The organism is Streptomyces sp. ActVer (assembly GCF_027270795.1).
In the GTDB taxonomy this organism is placed as follows: Bacteria; Actinomycetota; Actinomycetes; order Streptomycetales; family Streptomycetaceae; genus Streptomyces; species Streptomyces umbrinus_A.
This window is the reverse complement of sequence record NZ_JAPWHT010000063.1, coordinates 1-17,333: the sequence shown is the minus strand read 5'-3', so window position 1 is coordinate 17,333 and position 17,333 is coordinate 1. Positions and strand designations below refer to the sequence as shown.

The window sequence follows — 17,333 nt, the reverse complement described above, 5'->3', positions numbered from 1 at the left end:
CGATGCGATCGCACACGCAGAAGATCCGCAATCAGATCGACGCGGGGAACATGGGCAGACTCGCCGACGAGGTGCTGAAGGCCGCTGTCTCCAACCACGGCTTCTGGGGTGACGAATGGTGCGAGCTCTTCGACACCCTGCGCAACCTGCCCGTGGACGAGCGTCGCCGGCTCGCCCACGCGCTCATCGAGCGCTTCCGCTCGCTCGGCACGGAGCCGGAGACCCGGCAGAAGGTGCTGACGCTGCTCGGCATCATCGCCCGTGACCTGCCCGACGACTTCTTCCTTCCCACCGAGCGGCTGGCGGAGCTCGAAACGCTCGGTGCCCGGAACTCCTTCTGGCACGCCACGCGCCTCGACCTCCTGGCGGAGGCGGAGCTCGCGACCGGCCGACAGCTCGCGCCCTCCGTCGTGGCCGTCTTCCGCCGTACGGCCCTGGTCGCCTACCGCTCGGAGCACCTCGTGGAGTTGGTCAAGAAGCTCACCACCCCTGTCCTCAACGTCGGCGAGGCATGGGCCGACCAGGCCATGGAGCAGCTCACCGGCTCGGACGACGACCCCTGGCAGGCATTGCTCCGCCACGCCCTCACGGCCACCGCCTCCAAGCCGAGCGCCAAGTGGGACAAGCAGGCCCAGGCCCTCATCGACAGCATCGGAGTGGACCGGGTCAGGGAGACCACGTTGTCCTGGCTCGCCCTCGTCGGCCGCCCGCGCACCATCCCGCTGGAACGCCAGAGCTACGAGCCGGACATCAACAACGCCTACGACCCCTACAACGCCAACGCCCTGCGCGGACTCGCCTGGCTGCTGTCCCTCCTCCCGCCGCACCCCGACACGGCCCGGGCACTGGGCGCGCTCGTCGAGACCTCCCTCAAGAAGGTCGCCGGAATGGGCCCGCGCAACCCGAAGGTCGCCAACGCGGGCGTCATCGCGCTCTCCCGCGTCGACAGCGAGGCCGCCCTCGCCGAACTGGCCCGCCTGGCCACGCGGGTGACGTACAAGAACACGGCGAAGCTGCTCGACGTGGCGCTGGAGGCGCGCGCCACCGCTCTCGGCCTGAGCCGGGAGGAGATCGAGGAGCTCGCCGTCCCGGCGTACGGGCTCACCGAGGTGGGGCGTGCCCTGCACCAACTCGGGGACGTCACCGCCCTCATCGAGGTCCACGGCACCAAGTCCGTGCTCGCCTGGCGCAACGCGGCAGGCAAGGAGGTCAAGAGCGTGCCCGCCGCCGTGAAGCGGGATCACGCCGACGAGTTCAAGGAGCTCAAGGCCGCCGCCAAGGACATCGACAAAATGCTCTCGGCGCAGGCGGAGCGGCTCGACCGCCAGTTCCTGGCCCGGCGCACCTGGGCGTACGACACCTGGCGCGAGCGCTACATCGACCACCCGCTGGTCGGCACCCTCGCCCGACGTCTCCTGTGGACGGTCGACGGCAGACCGGTCGGCTTCGCCGACGGCGAGCTGCGCACGCTCACCGACGATCCGGTGGCCACGGGTTCGGAGACTGCGGGTTCGGAGGTCGAGCTCTGGCACCCCGTAGGCCGCGAACCGGCCGAGATCGTCGCCTGGCGCGACTGGCTGGAGCGGCACGAGATCACCCAGCCGTTCAAGCAGGCCCACCGCGAGGTGTACCTGCTCACCGACGCCGAGCGCGCCACGGGCACGTACTCGAACCGCTTCGCGGCGCACGTGCTGCGGCAGCACCAGTTCAACTCGCTGGCCGCGATCAGGGGTTGGCGCAACAAGCTCCGGCTGTGCGTCGACGACTCGGCCCCGCCGGCCACCCGGGAGCTGCCCCAGTGGGGCCTGCGCGCCGAGTACTGGATCGAGGGCGACGGAGAGGAGTACGGCGAGGACACCACGGAGTCCGGCAGCTACCTGCGGCTGCGCACCGACCAGGTCCGCTTCTACCCGATCGACGCCCCGGAGAACTCGGCCCACTGCTACGGCGCCGAGTACAGCATGTGGCTGCGGGACGGGCAGGACCCGGTCGAACCCCTGCCCCTCACCGAGATCCCACCCCTCGCCCTCTCCGAAGTCCTGCGCGACGTCGACCTGTTCGTGGGCGTCGCGAGCGTCGGCAACGACCCGACCTGGCAGGACGGCGGCCCGGGCGGCCGCTTCCAGGAGTACTGGTCGGGCTACAGCTTCGGCGAGCTCAACCAGAGCGCCGAGACCCGCCGGGCCCTCCTGGACCGCCTGATCCCCCGGCTCGCGATAGCCGACCGCTGCACCCTGGAGGGCCGCTTCCTCCATGTGAAGGGCGAGCGCCACACGTACAAGATCCACCTCGGCTCGGGCAACATCCTGATGACCCCGAACGACCAGTACCTGTGCATAGTCCCGAAGTCCGCGCCGACGTCTCCCCAGACCGGCTACTTGCCGTACGAGGGAGACCGAACCCTCGCCGTCATCCTCAGCAAGGCGATGATGCTGGCCAAGGACACGGAGATCACGGACCCGACGATCCTCAGCCAGCTGTAGCCGGTACCGGGACGTCGAACGCCGCCCCCGCTATCCGCAGGACGTACGGCAGTTCCGGGGACCGGTCCGTCGGGTTGAGGGCGTAGACCAGGAGGCGGCGGAGGTCGCGGGTGGCGAAGACGCCGCTCGTGTAGCCCGGGACGTGCCCGCTCTTGCCCCAGACGACCGTGCCGTCCGGGAACTCGGTGCGCTGGAGCCCGCCGTAGCTGAACTGCGAGTCGCCGGACGCCGCGGCGGGCATCCGGAACAGGTCCTTCTGCTGGGCCGGCGGGAGGAGACGGCCGCGGTACAGGGCCGTGAAGAAGCGTGCCAGGTCGGGGGCGTTGGAGATCATGCCGCCCTCCGCCCAGCTGTACGGGTTCTGGACGCTCACGTCCTTGAGCTCGCCGGATCCCGGCACAGCCACCAGTCCGCGCGTATAGGGCGCCGGGATAGACCAGTCGTCCAGGGCCGGGACGTACGTGTCGCGAAGCCGGAGAGGGGTGAGGATGCGGGTGCGGACCTCGGAGCCGTACGTATGGCCAGTCACCTGCTCGATGATCAGGCCCGCGATGAAGTAGTTGATGCCGTTGTACCGGGTGGCCCTGCCCGGTTCCGTCGGCTCTCCGCAGGCCAGGGAGGCGTCGACGGCCTCGCGCGGTGACATGTCCTCCGTGGCGCAGGTCATGATCTGCAGGCCGCTGGTGTGGCTGAGCAACTGGCCCACGGTGACGGGGTAGTAGCCGGCCGGCAGAAGACCCGGCACCAACTCCTGCACCGTGTCGTCCAGGGTCAGCCGTCCCTCGGCGGCCAGTTGGAGCAGCACGGTCGACGTGAAGATCTTGGTGACACTGCCGATCCTGAAATGCGCGTCGGCGGCCGGCACGGACGGACCGGCCGTACCCGTCCAGCGGCCGTCCGTGCCGGACATCCGGATCAGCCCACCCGTCACGTTCTCATCGGGCAGCCCGGCGAGGGCCGCCCGGAGCGCCTCCTTGTCGAGCCCCCGGTCACTCTTGTCGAGCCCCCGGTCACCACGGACCACCCCGTGCCCGGGATCCGCGGCCACAGCCGGCACGGTCCCCACCACCAGCACGGCCGCCACAGCCCCGGCAGCCGCCACCGTCCTCCAACGCCTCTTGTACTCACCTAAGTTCGCCATGCACACCAGCCTCGCGCCGCACATCCCTCCCTTCCATCGGGAAGATCCCGGACACGACCCTGACCTCACCCTGAGCCGGTCCCTGCCCGAGTTCGAGGCCTCCGCGATGGTCCAGTGGCTCCGTCGGGGGCGGTGGGGTATTGCGAGCAGCACGACCGCCGCGCCTGAGAATGCGACGGCCGTTCTCCTGAGAGTCGTCATCCGATGGCGACGCGGGTCTTCCAGTAGCTTGCGGGGGCGATGATCTCTGTGCCGGATCCTGAGAGGACGGTTTTGCCGCCTGCGTAGAAGCGGACCGAGCCGTCGGAGCGTACGGTCCAGATGTCGGGGATGGAGTCTCCGTTGGCGTCCGGGGTTCCGATCAGAAGCGGGATGTTGGCGCTGGACCAGCCGGCTGCGCCGTACTCGGTGTCGGCGCCCCCTGAAGAGGCGGCGCCGGATTTCAGAGAGTCCATGTTTACCCCGCCGCCGCTCGCGGCGATTCCCTTGCGCAGCAACAGGCGCTCGGAGACATCAGTGCGGTAGACGATGTCGGTGATGCCGTCTCCGCTGATGTCCTGGGCGGTGACCAGGTCGCGCTCGGTCCATGTCGAGGCGGCCAGGCGCATCGCCTGGTCGGTGGTGGCTCCGTGGTAGCCGGTGAAGGCCCACAACTCGTCGCCGACGGTGGCGAAGAAGTCGGTCCGGCCGTCGCCGGCGGACACGATCTGGGTGAGGCTTGCCGGGCTGGGAGCTCCGTCGGGCAGCAGGATCTCGCGGCGCTTGTCGACGTTGACGGCGCCGTAGCCGTCGCCCGGGTAGACCCACAGCTTGCCTTCGACGCGGACGATGAGGTCCTGAAGCCCGTCGCCGCCGTAGATGTCGCCGTTGTGGGTGATCAGCGCGCCCTTGAAGTGTTCGGAGGGCGCGGCCACGAAGGGCGGCAGGTCGTCCCCGTTCGGGTCCTTCTCCGGGTTGGCGCGGTAGGCGCCGGACATCGAGTAGTCCAGGTCGCCGGATCCCTTGGTGAGGTCGCTGGTGGCCTGCGAGGGGTAGAGGGAGAGGTTTCCGCCCTCGGTGACGACCATCAGGTCGGCGAGCTTGTCGCCCGTGAAGTCGCCGGGGGCGTCGGCCTGGTCGCGGGGTGTGACGTAGAAGAAGTACTTCGTCGGCTGCGAGACGTTGCCTGCGCCGTCCACGGTCCTGACGTACAGCACGTTGGGGCCGGCGGTCGGCGGTTTGGCGTTGCCGATGGTGGCGCTGACGGTGGTGGCCGTTCCGGACGTACGTGTGAGCGAGCCGGTGTAGGAGGCCGAGTTGAAGCCGTACTCGTAGCGAACCACGTCGGTGTTGAGGGCGCGAACGGTGAAGGAGCCCGCGGTGCCGAACTTGAGGGTGCTCCAGTTGGCATCCTCGCCGTCGTTGCCGAAACCGTTCTCGCTGCCGTCCGCGTTCGGGAAGTCGGTGGAGCTGACCTTTGGCGGTTTGGGCGCGGCGGTGTCGAGGACGAAGCGGCACGGTGTCTTGGCTGGGCTGTAGCCGGAGGTGGCGTTGGCGTCGTCGACGGCTCGCACCCGCCAGGAGTAGGTGGTGCCGTTGGTGAGGGTGCTGGTGGAGAAGCCGCTGGTGGTGCGCAGAGCGGTGTCCTTGTCGCCGCCGACGGAGACTTTTCCGGTGGATTTCAGTAGATCACCGGTGGTGTCCCACTTGCCCTTTGCCCACAGGTCGAAGTCGAGGTAGTCGAGGTTCTTGTCCTTGTCGGACGCCCGGGCGGTGAAGGTCAGATTGCCCGAACCCATCCGGACGTACGGCTCGGTGGTGGTGCACTTCCCCTCGGGGCCGAGGTCGAGCGACTTGGAGTCGACAGTCGGCTTGCGGTTGTAGACGAGCTCCAGGACAGGAGCGTTGTCCCCGTTGGCCCGGAACTTCTTCCACGCGTACTGCGAGTTCTCGTCGCGGGCTCGCAGGCCGAACGTGATGGTGTCCTCACCTTTGTCGGCCCGCTTCTGCGCGGCCTTCTTCACGTCGAAGGTCTCGTACGCGTCCCGGCAGCCGGACTTGTAGCCGCGTGACCGACACGACCTACGACCCCTTGGGCCGGATCCGCACGGTCACCCGGCCCGGCGAGGGCACCTCCGAAACCCAGTACACGCCCGGCGATGGCGGCGGACCGGTCACCGAGATCAAGTCGATCAACGCCAAGGGCCACGCCACCACCACGACTTTCGACCCCGGCCGCAGCCTCGCGCTCACGGTCACCGACGCCAACGGGCGCGTGGCACGTACTCAGTACGACGCCCTCGGCCGCTTGGTGAAGGGCTGGTCCGCGTCGCGGCCGGCGAGTTCGACCCCGAATGTCCAGATCGACTACCGCAACGCCGTCGCCACCTCCGAAGAGACCCGCCCGACCGCGGTCACCACCAAGACGCTGAAGGACGACGGCACATACACCACGGCAGTCACGATCTACGACGGTCTGATGCGCCCGGTCCAGACCCAGAGCGAGGCCCACGGCCCTGGCCGGATCATCACCGACACGACGTACAACGACCACGGCCTCGTCGACGAGCAGACCAGCGGGTACCTCGCCAAGGGCCAACCGGCCGCCGAACTGTTCGCCCCTAGGTCTAAGTCCCTGATCCCGAGCTGGACGAAGTCCCGCTACGACGGTCTGGAGCGACCGATCCGTCTGTCGACCTACATGGACGGCGACTACCGGTACGCGACATACACGACGTACACCGACACCAGCACGTACGTGGACCCGGCCGGTTCGACCGCCCCGCGGACCAAGACCTACACCGACGCGCTGGGTCGGGTCACGTCGGTGTACCACTACAGCCGGGACGACGCCTCGAGTAGTGCGGGGCGCTCGACCACCTACGCGTACGACACCCGAGGCAACCGCAGCAGCGTCACCGACCCCGCGGGCAACAACTGGTCGTACACGTACGACGCCCGCGGCCGCGTCACCACCTCGACGGACCCGGACACGGGTGAGACGAAGACCTGGTACGACGCCGCGGGCCGCCCGAACAAGGTGACCAACTCCCGGCAGCTCACTCTCTACACGGAGTACGACGTCCTGGGGCGGATCACCAAGGTCCAGGAGGGCTCCGAAACGGCCACCCCGGCCAAGGAGTTCACCTACGACACCCTGCCTGGCGCGCTCGGACATCCGGTCTCCTCGATCCGGCACACCGCGGGCGGCGACTACGTCAGCAAGGTCACAGGCTACGACACCGACTACCGGCCCACCGGCAGGGAGACGGTGATTCCCGCCAACACCATGACGACGGGCCTCGCCGGCACGTACACGTACGCGTACACCTACACTCCCGTCACGGGGAAGCCGCTGACGGCGACGCTTCCCGCCGTGGGCGGCCTGGCCAAGGAGAAGGTCGTCACCCGCTACAACGGCGACGGCCTGACGGAGTCCACCTCCGGACAGTCCTGGTACACCGCGGACGCCACCTACTCGCCGTTCGGCGAGGTCCTGCGCACGGTCTCCGGATCCCAGCCCCACCGGGTTTGGACGACGAACTTCGTCGACCCGCGCACCGGCCGCCTCCAGAGGACGGTCGCCGACCGCGAGACCGCCGCCCCGCACCGCATCACGGACAGCTACTACTCCTACGATGCCTCGGGCACCATGACCTCCAACGCCCGCAAGCTGTCGGAGGCTTCGCGCGCGACGTGGGACAACCAGTGCTTCACGTACGACGCGATGGGCGAGCTGGTCAATGCCTGGACGTCGAAGGTGACGCCGACGGGCAACGGCACCGGCTGCACGGCGTCCAACGGCACGAGCTGGGGCTACCGCACCGACTACGAGACTTCTTCGGGTCCGGTGGCCGATGCCCCGGACGCGGCGGCCGACACCACCAGCCCGGACGCGTCGCTGACGTCGACCCTGGCGGCGGCCGCCCCGGGCGCGGCCTCGGTCTCCGCCAGCGCCACTGCCTACCACCAGTCCTTCACCTACAGCTGGGTCGGCAACCGCGCCACGCTGACCGAACACGACACGGCGGACGCGTCGAAGAACGTCACCCTCACGTCCGGCTACGGGGCCCAGCAGCCGCACACCATGAAGTGGATCAGCTCCAACCCATCCGGGAAGGGCGGCAGTTACAGCTACGACGCGGCTGGTAACACTCAGGTCCGGGACCTGTCCAACACCACCCAGGACCTGACCTGGACGTCCGACAACAAGCTGGACACCATCACCGACGACGGTACGAAGACGACGTACGTCTACGACGCCGAGGGCAAGCGCATTCTGGAGAACTCGCCCTCGGGGCCGACCTTGTACCTCGGTGAGACCGAGTTGACGACGAACGCCTCGGGCGCCGTCACCAAGGCCTCACGTGTCTACGCCCAGACTGGCGCGCCGACCGTGGTCCGCACCACGGCAGACGGCGCGACGACGGGCCACAAGCTGAATGTGCTGCTCGCCGACCACATCGGCACGGGGACCACGTCGGTGGAGCTGGCCAGCGGCCAGCCAGTCACCCGCCGCGCCTTCAAGCCGTACGGTGAGATCCGCGGTACCAAGCCGTCGTCGTGGCCCGACAAACGCAGCTACCTCGGCGTCGGCATCGACGACGCGGCCACCGGCCTCACGCATCTCGGCGCCCGCGAGTACGACCAGGCATCGGGCCGCTTCCTGTCGGCCGATCCGGTGGTCGACCTTTCCGATCCGCTGCAGATGAATGGGTACGTCTACGGCAGGAACAGCCCGGTCAGTAGCAGCGACCCGTCCGGCCTCTTCCCCATCCTGATTCCTGGGGGCCCGGCCCCAAGCCCACGCCGAAGCCGAACACGGACGTGACCGTCAGGGGTGTGCGCACCATCTACGACGGGGGAGGGAAGCCGCATGTGATCGGCGCCCCGCAGGACAACGCCTCCGAGAAGCTGGCTTTCAAATACATGAACGAGGACCTCGAACTCGCTGGGAAGTACTACGACAACAAGACCCGGACAGGATCCATGTACCTGTGGCAGGACGACGGCGCTGGCCAGGCCGAGCCCCGCACCTATGCCGACAAGAACGGCAACGTGCGCATCACAGGGGCGACAGCCGACTATGTCAAGGTGACCTGGAAGAACGGTCAGATCGTCAATGTCGAGACTTGGGATGCGACCGAGAGCACCCGCTCGGCCGGAAATCTCGCCGGTGCCGAAACCACGGTCAGGAACAAGATGGATGCGATGGGCAGGAAGGCGCAGTCGGAAAACGTCGTCTTCGTTGCCAAGGACTTTGACCAGGCCAGCGAAATGAGGGACCGCTTCGCTAACCATGGCAACGTGTGCATCATCCACCCCGACTCCCATTTCGACACAATGAGGCAAGCCCCGCTGGTGCGCAGGGTCAGCGGCGGAACCATCCGGATCACCCCGGGCGAGCAGGTCGGCCGGGGTGGGACCGGTACGGCCCCGGCCGCTCCTCGTACGCCCAACGGCAGCGCTGGGGGGAAATTCCTCAACGGGGCGGGCGTCTTCGGTGAACTCTTCGCCCTTTACCAGTTCGCCAAGGAGTGGAATACGATCGGCAACGGCGGCTGCGTGCCGATGGCGGTCGGTGACTGCCAATCGCATGAGATGTAGCCGTATCGCGATGAAAGGGAATCTTCTTGGCCAGGTTGATACTGACCGTGTGTCTGCCGCCCCTTGAGCCTGGGGCGGTGCGGCAGGCGATCGCCGACGCCATCGCTCCCTACGACCACAACGGCGAGGGGGAGGACCTGCCGCCCGGCGAGTGGTATGCGTGGTGGTTGGGCTCCACAGGCCAGCAATTCTGGATCAAGCCGGGCTTCGAGGACGATCCGCTTCTGATCCGGGAATATGAGACGCGCCAGGACGGGGTCTACGTCAGCCCGCCGGGCCGCTGTTCCGGCGGTCCCGTACGGCTGCTGGACATCCACGGGCAGAGGTCCCAGGCGGCCGCGGATGCGGATGCGCTGTGGTGTGAATGGGAGGGGTTCTCCTCGGGATTTCCTCCGGCCCGCAGTTTGGACGACCTCATTGCCGAGGAGCCGGAAGCAACGTACCTACACGCAGGACCCGCCTGGCACCGGTACGCGGCCCAGCCCGTGATGCGCGCGGTGTTGGACGACCCCGACCTGCAGGCCCGCTTCGGGCAGAGGGCGGTGGGGGACTTCGGTGTCGGACGAGACCGCTACGTGCGCCGCAAGGCCGACGAGAGCCTCGTCCACGACGACCTGCTGACCCTCGATGGCGAGTGGATCTCCTCGGATTCCATGCCGCACGACGAGTACGTCGAGTTCTTCAACACGCACATCGACGAACTGCCCTTGGACGCAGTGTTGGTGAACCTCAACTACAACACGTGACCCACGCACTCGAGAGGGCCATTGGGCAAGAGCCCGGCCAGTGTTCCGGATGCCATCGTCAGGGATCAGCTGGACAAGATCGGCAAGCTAGGGATTTCTGAGTGACATCGGCGGGATGAGGCTGCCTCCAGGGCGATCGGCTATCTCCCGGCGGGTCACAGCCAGGAGTGAGTGGAGGCCCGCGGGCTGAAGGGTGAGCGTGGTCGTCGGGTCGTCGGATTCGCGGAGGCGGATCGTTCCGTCGGGGGCGGTGGCGAGTTCGACGCAGTTGTTCCCCTCGCTGCTGTAGGTCGACTTCTGCCAGTGGAGGGTAGGCACTTGGGGCCTTTCACAGGTTGGCGATGATCTCGTGGATCAGGTCTCGCGACGCGGATTCCTTGAGGGCGACCGCTTCGAAGTGGGACATGAACGTGCGGTAGTTCTCCAACTGGAAGTCCGCGTGGAGGAATACGGACCCATGTTCGGCGTCGAGTTGCACGGTGTCCAGTTGGGGGACAGGTCCTTCGGCGTACAGGACGGTCTGTCCGGCGCCGGGGAAGATGCCGGCCTCGTAGGGGATCACCAGGACGGTGACGTGGTCCCGTTCGCTCATCTCGACGATGTGCTCCAACTGTTCACGCGTCACGTCCCGACCGCCGAACCTCATTCGCAGGGCGGCCTCGTGAATGATCGCGGTGTACGAGGTCGGGCTGTCCGCGAAGAGGATGCCCTGACGCTTGATGCGATGGGTGACGCGGTACTCGACCTCGGGCGGAGACAGTTTGGGGATGGACTGCCTGAAGACGAGGCGTGCGTAGTCGACCGTCTGGAACAGGCCGGGGATGTGGGCGATCTGAGCCGTACGGATCGCTGTCGCGTGGTGCTCCAGTTCGGACAGGTCGAGCAGCCCCGAGGGCAGGGACTCGCGGTACTCCTCCCACCAGTTGCGCCCCCGACTCGCAGTCATGGCTGAGAGCGCCTCGATATACGGCTCGTCCGAACAGCCGTAACTGTGGGCGAACATGCGAACGCGGTCGATGCTGACACCGAAACGCCCGGCTTCGATGGAGCTGATGCGTGCCGCGTTGACGCTCAGCAACTCCCCCGCCTCGCGTGCGGTCAGCCCCGCCCGTTCCCTAAGTTTGCGCAGTTCAGCACCGATGCGCTGTTGCCGTACGGTCGCTGCTGATCTTGGTGGCATGCCGAAGCCCTCTCACCCTTAGGGGTAATGGTTTGACGTAGATAGTAGTAACCCTACTCCCGATCCTCTACCTTCAGTGGCGTACCAACTACCCACCGTGGTGACGGACTTCACGGAAGTGCACCGCCATGCCCGCACGCAGGCCAGCGGCAGAGCCACCGCCCGCGCCACCCGCCCCCCCATCCAACCCCCGTACCTCAACGAGGAGTTACGGCCATGACCGAACTCGCCCTGAAAGACCTCGCCGACTGCTCCCCGCTCGACGCCGACTGGGAGTACGTCCTCCGTATCCCCCGAACTCCCCTCGGCCCCGGCATCGTGCGAGCCCACGTGCGAGCCGTGCTCACCCGCCACCGCGTCCGGGACGCCGTCCTCGACAACGTCGAACTCGTCGCCTCTGAGCTGGTCACCAACTCCCTTGTCTGTACGCGGGATCCCGTGTCCGTGCGGATCATGCGAACGGGCGGCCGTCTGAGGCTCAGCGTGTGGGACAGCAGCCTGTACATGCCCTCCGAACGGCTGGGGCCGGGGCAGGCCCCCGATACCGGGAAGGAGCATGGCCGCGGGCTCTGGCTCATGCGCGGGTGTGCCGACGACTGGGGGCACTACCTCCTCGTCAACGGGCGGCGCACGACCGGAGGCAAGGAGGTGTGGGCGGAGTGGATCACCCCGGACGCACAAGGGCCGGGCACGCACGCGGACCCTGCGTGAGTCGGAACGCCGCGTTCGCCATCCGCATGACGTACGGGGAAGTTCCGAGGACCACCCCGTCGGGTTGAGGGAGTACACACCCAGGACCCGGCGCAGGCCCCCCTCAGACCAGGCGGCGAAGGCACCGCTCGCATACCGGGGTACGGGCCGCTCCTGCCTCAGACGACCGTGCCTCGGGCGGTACCGTGCGCTGGGGGCCACCCTGTCCTGCGGGGTGAGGATCGCCCAGAGGGTGGAGTCCGACCGACCGTTCCACGAAAAGGGCCCCGCCCCCGGAAGCGGAAGGCCGGATGCCGTTGGCGAATCCGTAGGGCGAGGCAATTGTCGCGAGAGTCCCAGCGACACGCCGGGTTTACGGCGTGTCGCTGGGACTCACAACCCACTTGCCGGGGATCTGACGGGACTCGCCAACAGCATCGGAAGTCCGGAAGGCAGGGCCTTCGTCAACGTGCGGTCGTGGTGCGGCCGCGAAGGTCAGAAGCGGCGCGTGATCAGCGCCCTCTTCACTTCCTGGATCGCCTTGGTGACCTCGATGCCTCGGGGGCAGGCGTCCGTGCAGTTGAACGTCGTGCGGCAGCGCCAGACGCCGTCCTTGTCGTTCAGGATCTCCAGGCGCTGCTCGCCCGCCTCGTCACGCGAGTCGAAGATGAAACGGTGCGCGTTGACGATCGCGGCCGGGCCGAAGTACTGGCCGTCGTTCCAGAAGACCGGGCAGGAGGAGGTGCAGGCCGCGCAGAGGATGCACTTCGTCGTGTCGTCGAAGCGCTCGCGGTCCTCCGCCGTCTGGAGGCGTTCCCGGGTCGGCTCGTTCGTGTCCTTCGTGATGAGGAAGGGCATGACGTCGCGGTACGCCTGGAAGAACGGCTCCATGTCCACGACCAGGTCCTTCAGGACCGTCAGGCCCTTGATGGGCTCGACCGTGATGGGCTTCTCGGGGTTGAGGTCCTTGATCAGCGTCTTGCAGGCGAGGCGGTTCCTGCCGTTGATCCGCATCGCGTCCGAGCCGCAGATGCCGTGTGCGCAGGAGCGGCGGAACGTCAGCGTGCCGTCCAGATCCCACTTGATCTTGTGCAGCGCATCCAGGACACGCTCCTTCGGGTCGATCTCCAGCTGGAAGTCTTCCCAGACCGCTTCCGCCGAGACCTCGGAGTTGAAGCGGCGGATGCGGAAGGTGGCCGTGATGTACGGGGAGTCGGCGAAACCGGGCTCGGGGGTGCCGGCCGCGTCCGCCTTGTCCAGGGTGGGGGTAGCCATCAGTACTTACGCTCCATCGGCTGGTAGCGGGTCTGGACGACCGGCTTGTAGTCGAGACGGATGGACTCGGTGCCGTCGTCGCCGACCTCGCGGTACGCCATGGTGTGGCGCATGAAGTTGACGTCGTCGCGGTTCGGGTAGTCCTCACGGTAGTGACCGCCGCGGGACTCCTTGCGGGCGAGGGCGGAGACCGCCATGACCTCGGCCAGGTCCAGGAGGTTGCCGAGCTCGACGGCCTCCAGCAGGTCGGTGTTGAACCGCTTGCCCTTGTCCTGGATCGAGACGTTCTTGTAGCGCTCGCGCAGCTCCGCGAGCTTCTCCACGGCCGTCTTGATCGTCTGCTCGGTGCGGAACACCATGACGTTGGCGTCCATGGTCTCCTGCAGCTCGCGGCGGATGTCCGCCACGCGCTCGTTGCCCGTCGACGACCGCAGTCGCTCGATCTGCTCGACGACCAGCGAGGCCGGGTCCTCGGGCAGCTCGACGTGCGCGGCCACCTTCGAGGAGTACTCCGCCGCGGCGATGCCCGAACGGCGCCCGAACACGTTGATGTCCAGGAGGGAGTTCGTGCCCAGGCGGTTCGCGCCGTGGACGGACACGCAGGCGACCTCGCCGGCCGCGTACAGGCCCGGGACGACCGTGGTGTTGTCCGAGAGGACCTCACCCTCGACGTTCGTCGGGATGCCGCCCATCGCGTAGTGCGCGGTGGGCTGGATCGGGATCGGGTCCGTGTACGGCTCGATGCCCAGGTACGTACGGGCGAACTCCGTGATGTCGGGCAGCTTGGCGTCCAGCTGCTCCGGCGGGAGGTGCGTGAGGTCGAGGTAGACGTGGTCGGCCTCGGGACCGCAGCCGCGGCCCTCACGGATCTCCGTGTAGATGGAGCGGGACACGACGTCGCGGGACGCGAGGTCCTTCATGACCGGCGCGTACTTCTCCATGAAGCGCTCGCCGTCCTTGTTGCGGAGGATGCCTCCCTCACCGCGGGCGCCCTCCGTCAGCAGGATGCCCATGCGCCAGATGCCGGTCGGGTGGAACTGGAAGAACTCCATGTCCTCCAGCGGCAGTCCGCGACGGTAGACCGCGGCCTGTCCGTCACCGGTCAGCGTGTGCGCGTTCGACGTCACCTTGAAGAACTTGCCGGTGCCGCCGGACGCGTAGATCACGGCCTTCGCCTGGAAGACGTGGATCTCACCGGTCGCCAGTTCGTACGCGACGACACCGGCCGAGTGCTTGACGCCGTCGATCTCGACGATCAGCTGGTCGAGGACGTAGAACTCGTTGAAGAACTCCACGCCCTCCTTCACGCAGTTCTGGTACAGCGTCTGGAGGATCATGTGGCCGGTGCGGTCGGCCGCGTAGCAGGACCGGCGGACCGGGGCCTCGCCGTGGTTGCGGCTGTGACCGCCGAAGCGGCGCTGGTCGATGGTGCCGTCCGGCGTGCGGTTGAACGGCAGGCCCATCTTCTCCAGGTCGAGGACCGCGTCGATGGCCTCCTTCGCCAGGATCTCGGCGGCGTCCTGGTCGACCAGGTAGTCACCGCCCTTGACCGTGTCGAAGGTGTGCCACTCCCAGTTGTCCTCCTCCACGTTGGCCAGCGCGGCGGCCATGCCGCCCTGCGCGGCGCCCGTGTGGGAGCGGGTGGGGTAGAGCTTCGTGAGCACGGCGGTACGGCTGCGCTTCGTCGCTTCGATCGCGGCGCGCATGCCGGCGCCGCCCGCGCCGACGATGACTGTGTCGTACTTGTGGATCTTCATGATTCTCGTAGCCCCGGATCTAGCGGATGTTCGGGTCGAAGGTGAAGATCACCAGCGTGCCCAGCAGGATGGTGAACACCGTGGCCGTGTAGAGCAGGCCCTTGAGCCACAGCCGGGTGTTCGCGCGCTCCGCGTAGTCGTTGATGACCGTGCGCAGGCCGTTGGCGCCGTGCAGCATCGCCAGCCACAGCATCAGCAGGTCCCACGTCTGCCAGAACGGGGACGCCCAGCGGCCCGCCACGAAGGCGAAGCCGATCTTGGAGACGCCGCCGTCGAGGACGAGCTGGATCAGCAGGTGGCCGATGACGAGGACGACGAGAACGATGCCGGACAGACGCATGAACAGCCATGCGGCCATCTCGAAGTTGCCACGGGTGGACTTCGGGGTCTTCTTCGTCCGCTGGCGCGGGGCCTCGATCAGGGGCGCCGGGTTGTCGACGCCGTAGAGGGACGCGCCCTCGACGGGGCCGATGCCGGAGGCGGCGGTCTTCTCAGTGGTGGACATTGTTGGCGTCAGCTCCCGAAGACTTCACGAGTGGCGTGGCCGAGTACGGGGTACAGGGCCCCGACCATCAGCACGACCCAGATGCCGACCACGGTCCAGAGCATCTGCTTCTGGTAGCGCGGGCCCTTCGACCAGAAGTCGACGGCGATCACACGCAGGCCGTTGAGCGCGTGGAAGAGGACGGCGGCGACGAGGCCGTACTCCAGCAGCGCGACGATCGGCGTCTTGTAGGTGGCTACGACCTTGTCGTAGTCCTCGGGGGAGACACGGACAAGAGCGGTGTCCAGCACGTGTACGAACAGGAAGAAGAAGATGAGGACGCCGGTGACTCGATGAGCCACCCATGACCACATTCCTTCCCGGCCGCGGTACAGCGTTCCAGCCGGCACGGAAGAACCCTCCGGGAGCGGGGATTGGGGCCGCGCCGGCTTCTGTGTCGGTCGGGCCCGGCCGGGTACGGTCCACCGGCCCTGGCCATCGTAGCGACGTGTTGTCGGAACGTTTACGGCGGGCCTGGGGATGTGATCGAACTGGCAGTCAAACAGGCTCGTACGGGCTATTACGGGCGGGGTGGGGGGTGGGGGGTTTGTGTGGTTTGCCGGGTGCGGGTTCGTGGTGGCCGGTCGCGCAGTTCCTCGCGCCCCTAAAGGATTGCGCCGTTCCCCGCGCCCCTAAAGGATTGCGCCGTTCCCCGCGCCCCTAAAGGATTGCGCCGTTCCCCGCGCCCCTAAAAGATTGCGCAGTTCCCCGTGCCCCTGAAAAGACTGCGTCCCCGTGCCCCTGAAAGTGTCACTAAGAGACCGCGCAGTTGCCCGCAGGCCTGAAAGACCTGGTGAGGCGGCCCCTTGCCAGGCGGCGGAGTTCTTCTGCCGTCAGGACTCGTTCCTCGTCGGGATCGTTTGCCAATCGTGATCGGATTCCGGCCAGGACCTGGTCGAGGGACTCCTCGGGGGCCGTGTCGTCCAGGCAGATGACGAAGACGTGGCCGAAACGGCTCTCGTAGGCGGCGTGGGCGGCGCTCAGGGCGGTGTGGGCCGCGGAGTACGCGCCTTCCGGGAGGAGCGTGAGGGATTCGCAGGCCAGGGCCTCGGCGAGATCGCCGGGGGTCAGGTCGTACGCCGCCTCGTCGGCCGCCGCCAGCAGGGACTCCAGGTCGGGGTACGGGCGGTGGGCGGCGACGCGGCGGGCCCAGTGGTGGCTGCCGCAGCAGGCGAGGAGGGCGCGCTCGGCCTCGTCGGCGGGCATGCCGTTGAACCGGTCCAGGCCGCTGGGACGGGGTCCGGTGGGATCCGGCGCCGAGCGGGTCTGCCCCGGCAGTTCCGAGGGCCTCGAAGGCTCCGAGTGCTTCGACTGGCCGGTCGGCTCGGGCGGTTCGGACGGGTCCGGAATGGCGACGGCCTGGCCGGGGAGGCGGGAAGGACGGTGCGCGGGCAGCGTGGGTTCCTCGGCGGTTCGGTGACGCTCGGATGGGCGCCACGCGGTGGTTCGGCAGGGGGTCAAGTGAGAGATGTGTCATCACGCTATCGAGGTGTGACGCGACCTGTCCGACGGATGCCCGAATATCACCCGTAAGAGAGAGTTTAAGAACGGGCGGTGGACGGCGGCCCCGGGTGACGGGGCCTAGGTTCACAGTGAAGGTACAGGTACGAGAGTGATCGCAGGAGGGTGAGTGGTCTGTGGTGAACGGGCGTGGGCGCAGGGCTTCGCGGTCCGTGCCGGGCGGCAGGAGGACTCTGCTGGTCGGCGCGGGCGTGGCGGTCGCGGTGGGTGCCGCGCTGACCGTCGGGCTCTGGCCGAGCGGTGACTCCGGCGCGCCCTCGTCCCAGCGGCCCTCCGGCGGGAGAACCGCCCTGGCGCCGACACCGTCCTCGTCGCCCACTCCGTCACCCAGTCGGACGTATCCGCTGTCGAAGACTCCTCGGACCATCCCGGCCGTACGGGAGCACACCCCGGCGCGCGGGCCCGGCTGG

At 67.8% G+C, this 17,333-nt stretch carries 12 protein-coding genes and 3 pseudogenes; 6 read left to right on the top strand and 9 right to left on the bottom strand.

Features of this window, described 5'->3' with window-relative positions:
* Positions 1–2: 2 nt before the first annotated feature.
* Entirely contained in the window at positions 3–2,483 is a 2,481-nt protein-coding gene (locus tag O3Q52_RS13460; protein WP_269649007.1) for a DUF4132 domain-containing protein, read from the top strand.
* Here the strand turns inward: O3Q52_RS13460 and O3Q52_RS13455 are convergent.
* Complete coding sequence (locus tag O3Q52_RS13455; protein WP_269649006.1) at positions 2,470–3,624, bottom strand: serine hydrolase; 1,155 nt, start codon at positions 3,622–3,624, stop codon at positions 2,470–2,472. The two genes, O3Q52_RS13460 and O3Q52_RS13455, sit on opposite strands and share 14 nt — an antisense overlap.
* Positions 3,625–3,821: 197 nt before the next feature.
* Positions 3,822–5,669: pseudogene (locus O3Q52_RS13450) on the bottom strand (hypothetical protein); the annotation flags it as partial.
* On the opposite strand from O3Q52_RS13450, the pseudogene O3Q52_RS13445 reads away from it, so the two are divergent.
* From O3Q52_RS13445 to O3Q52_RS13435, 3 genes and pseudogenes are all read left to right on the top strand, one after another.
* Positions 5,660–8,371 (top strand): annotated as a pseudogene (locus O3Q52_RS13445) (RHS repeat-associated core domain-containing protein); the annotation flags it as partial. The pseudogenes O3Q52_RS13450 and O3Q52_RS13445 overlap by 10 nt on opposite strands.
* Positions 8,372–8,445: 74 nt before the next feature.
* Positions 8,446–9,210 carry a hypothetical protein gene (locus O3Q52_RS13440; protein ID WP_269649005.1) on the top strand — a complete coding sequence of 255 codons (765 nt, stop codon included), beginning with the start codon at positions 8,446–8,448 and terminating at the stop codon, positions 9,208–9,210.
* Positions 9,211–9,236: 26 nt separating this feature from the next.
* Positions 9,237–9,956 (top strand): hypothetical protein, encoded by a 720-nt coding sequence (locus O3Q52_RS13435; protein WP_269649004.1) that lies wholly within the window; start codon positions 9,237–9,239, stop codon positions 9,954–9,956.
* Between the two features lie 87 nt (positions 9,957–10,043).
* Here O3Q52_RS13435 and O3Q52_RS13430 read toward each other — a convergent pair whose 3' ends face one another.
* Both O3Q52_RS13430 and O3Q52_RS13425 read right to left on the bottom strand, forming a co-directional pair.
* Positions 10,044–10,274 (bottom strand): DUF397 domain-containing protein, encoded by a 231-nt coding sequence (locus O3Q52_RS13430; RefSeq protein WP_269649003.1) that lies wholly within the window; start codon positions 10,272–10,274, stop codon positions 10,044–10,046.
* Between the two features lie 10 nt (positions 10,275–10,284).
* A complete protein-coding gene (locus O3Q52_RS13425) occupies positions 10,285–11,136 on the bottom strand; it encodes a helix-turn-helix transcriptional regulator (protein WP_269649002.1) in 852 nt (283 codons plus the stop codon).
* A gap of 216 nt (positions 11,137–11,352) precedes the next feature.
* On the opposite strand from O3Q52_RS13425, the gene O3Q52_RS13420 reads away from it, so the two are divergent.
* A complete protein-coding gene (locus O3Q52_RS13420) occupies positions 11,353–11,847 on the top strand; it encodes an ATP-binding protein (protein WP_269649001.1) in 495 nt (164 codons plus the stop codon).
* 474 nt (positions 11,848–12,321) lie between these two features.
* On the opposite strand, the gene O3Q52_RS13415 is transcribed toward O3Q52_RS13420, so the two are convergent.
* The 5 genes from O3Q52_RS13415 to O3Q52_RS13395 all read right to left on the bottom strand — a co-directional run bounded on the left by O3Q52_RS13415 (position 12,322) and on the right by O3Q52_RS13395 (position 16,680).
* Positions 12,322–13,101 (bottom strand): succinate dehydrogenase iron-sulfur subunit, encoded by a 780-nt coding sequence (locus tag O3Q52_RS13415; RefSeq protein ID WP_269649000.1) that lies wholly within the window; start codon positions 13,099–13,101, stop codon positions 12,322–12,324.
* Positions 13,101–14,858 carry a succinate dehydrogenase flavoprotein subunit gene (gene sdhA / locus O3Q52_RS13410; protein WP_055618603.1) on the bottom strand — a complete coding sequence of 586 codons (1,758 nt, stop codon included), beginning with the start codon at positions 14,856–14,858 and terminating at the stop codon, positions 13,101–13,103. The genes O3Q52_RS13415 and sdhA overlap by 1 nt, the downstream gene beginning before the upstream one ends.
* A gap of 19 nt (positions 14,859–14,877) precedes the next feature.
* On the bottom strand, positions 14,878–15,363 hold the full coding sequence (locus tag O3Q52_RS13405; RefSeq protein WP_269648999.1) for a succinate dehydrogenase hydrophobic membrane anchor subunit: 486 nt from the start codon (positions 15,361–15,363) through the stop codon (positions 14,878–14,880).
* Positions 15,364–15,371: 8 nt separating this feature from the next.
* On the bottom strand, positions 15,372–15,752 hold the full coding sequence (gene sdhC / locus O3Q52_RS13400; protein ID WP_269648998.1) for a succinate dehydrogenase, cytochrome b556 subunit: 381 nt from the start codon (positions 15,750–15,752) through the stop codon (positions 15,372–15,374).
* Between the two features lie 403 nt (positions 15,753–16,155).
* Positions 16,156–16,680: a 2-oxo-4-hydroxy-4-carboxy-5-ureidoimidazoline decarboxylase gene (locus O3Q52_RS13395; RefSeq protein ID WP_332112902.1), complete on the bottom strand. Its 525-nt coding sequence runs from the start codon at positions 16,678–16,680 to the stop codon at positions 16,156–16,158.
* Between the two features lie 395 nt (positions 16,681–17,075).
* Here O3Q52_RS13395 and O3Q52_RS13390 point away from each other — a divergent pair.
* Positions 17,076–17,333, top strand: a pseudogene (locus O3Q52_RS13390) (beta-N-acetylglucosaminidase); the annotation flags it as partial.

Bases quoted from the DNA above. Each gene is read 5' to 3' on its own strand.
- O3Q52_RS13415 (WP_269649000.1), bottom strand. From the start codon at position 13,101: ATGGCTACCCCCACCCTGGACAAGGCGGACGCGGCCGGCACCCCCGAG.
- O3Q52_RS13455 (WP_269649006.1), bottom strand. From the start codon at position 3,624: ATGGCGAACTTAGGTGAGTACAAGAGGCGTTGGAGGACGGTGGCGGCT.
- O3Q52_RS13420 (WP_269649001.1), top strand. From the start codon at position 11,353: ATGACCGAACTCGCCCTGAAAGACCTCGCCGACTGCTCCCCGCTCGAC.
- O3Q52_RS13460 (WP_269649007.1), top strand. From the start codon at position 3: ATGCGATCGCACACGCAGAAGATCCGCAATCAGATCGACGCGGGGAAC.
- O3Q52_RS13425 (WP_269649002.1), bottom strand. From the start codon at position 11,136: ATGCCACCAAGATCAGCAGCGACCGTACGGCAACAGCGCATCGGTGCT.
- sdhA (WP_055618603.1), bottom strand. From the start codon at position 14,858: ATGAAGATCCACAAGTACGACACAGTCATCGTCGGCGCGGGCGGCGCC.
- O3Q52_RS13405 (WP_269648999.1), bottom strand. From the start codon at position 15,363: ATGTCCACCACTGAGAAGACCGCCGCCTCCGGCATCGGCCCCGTCGAG.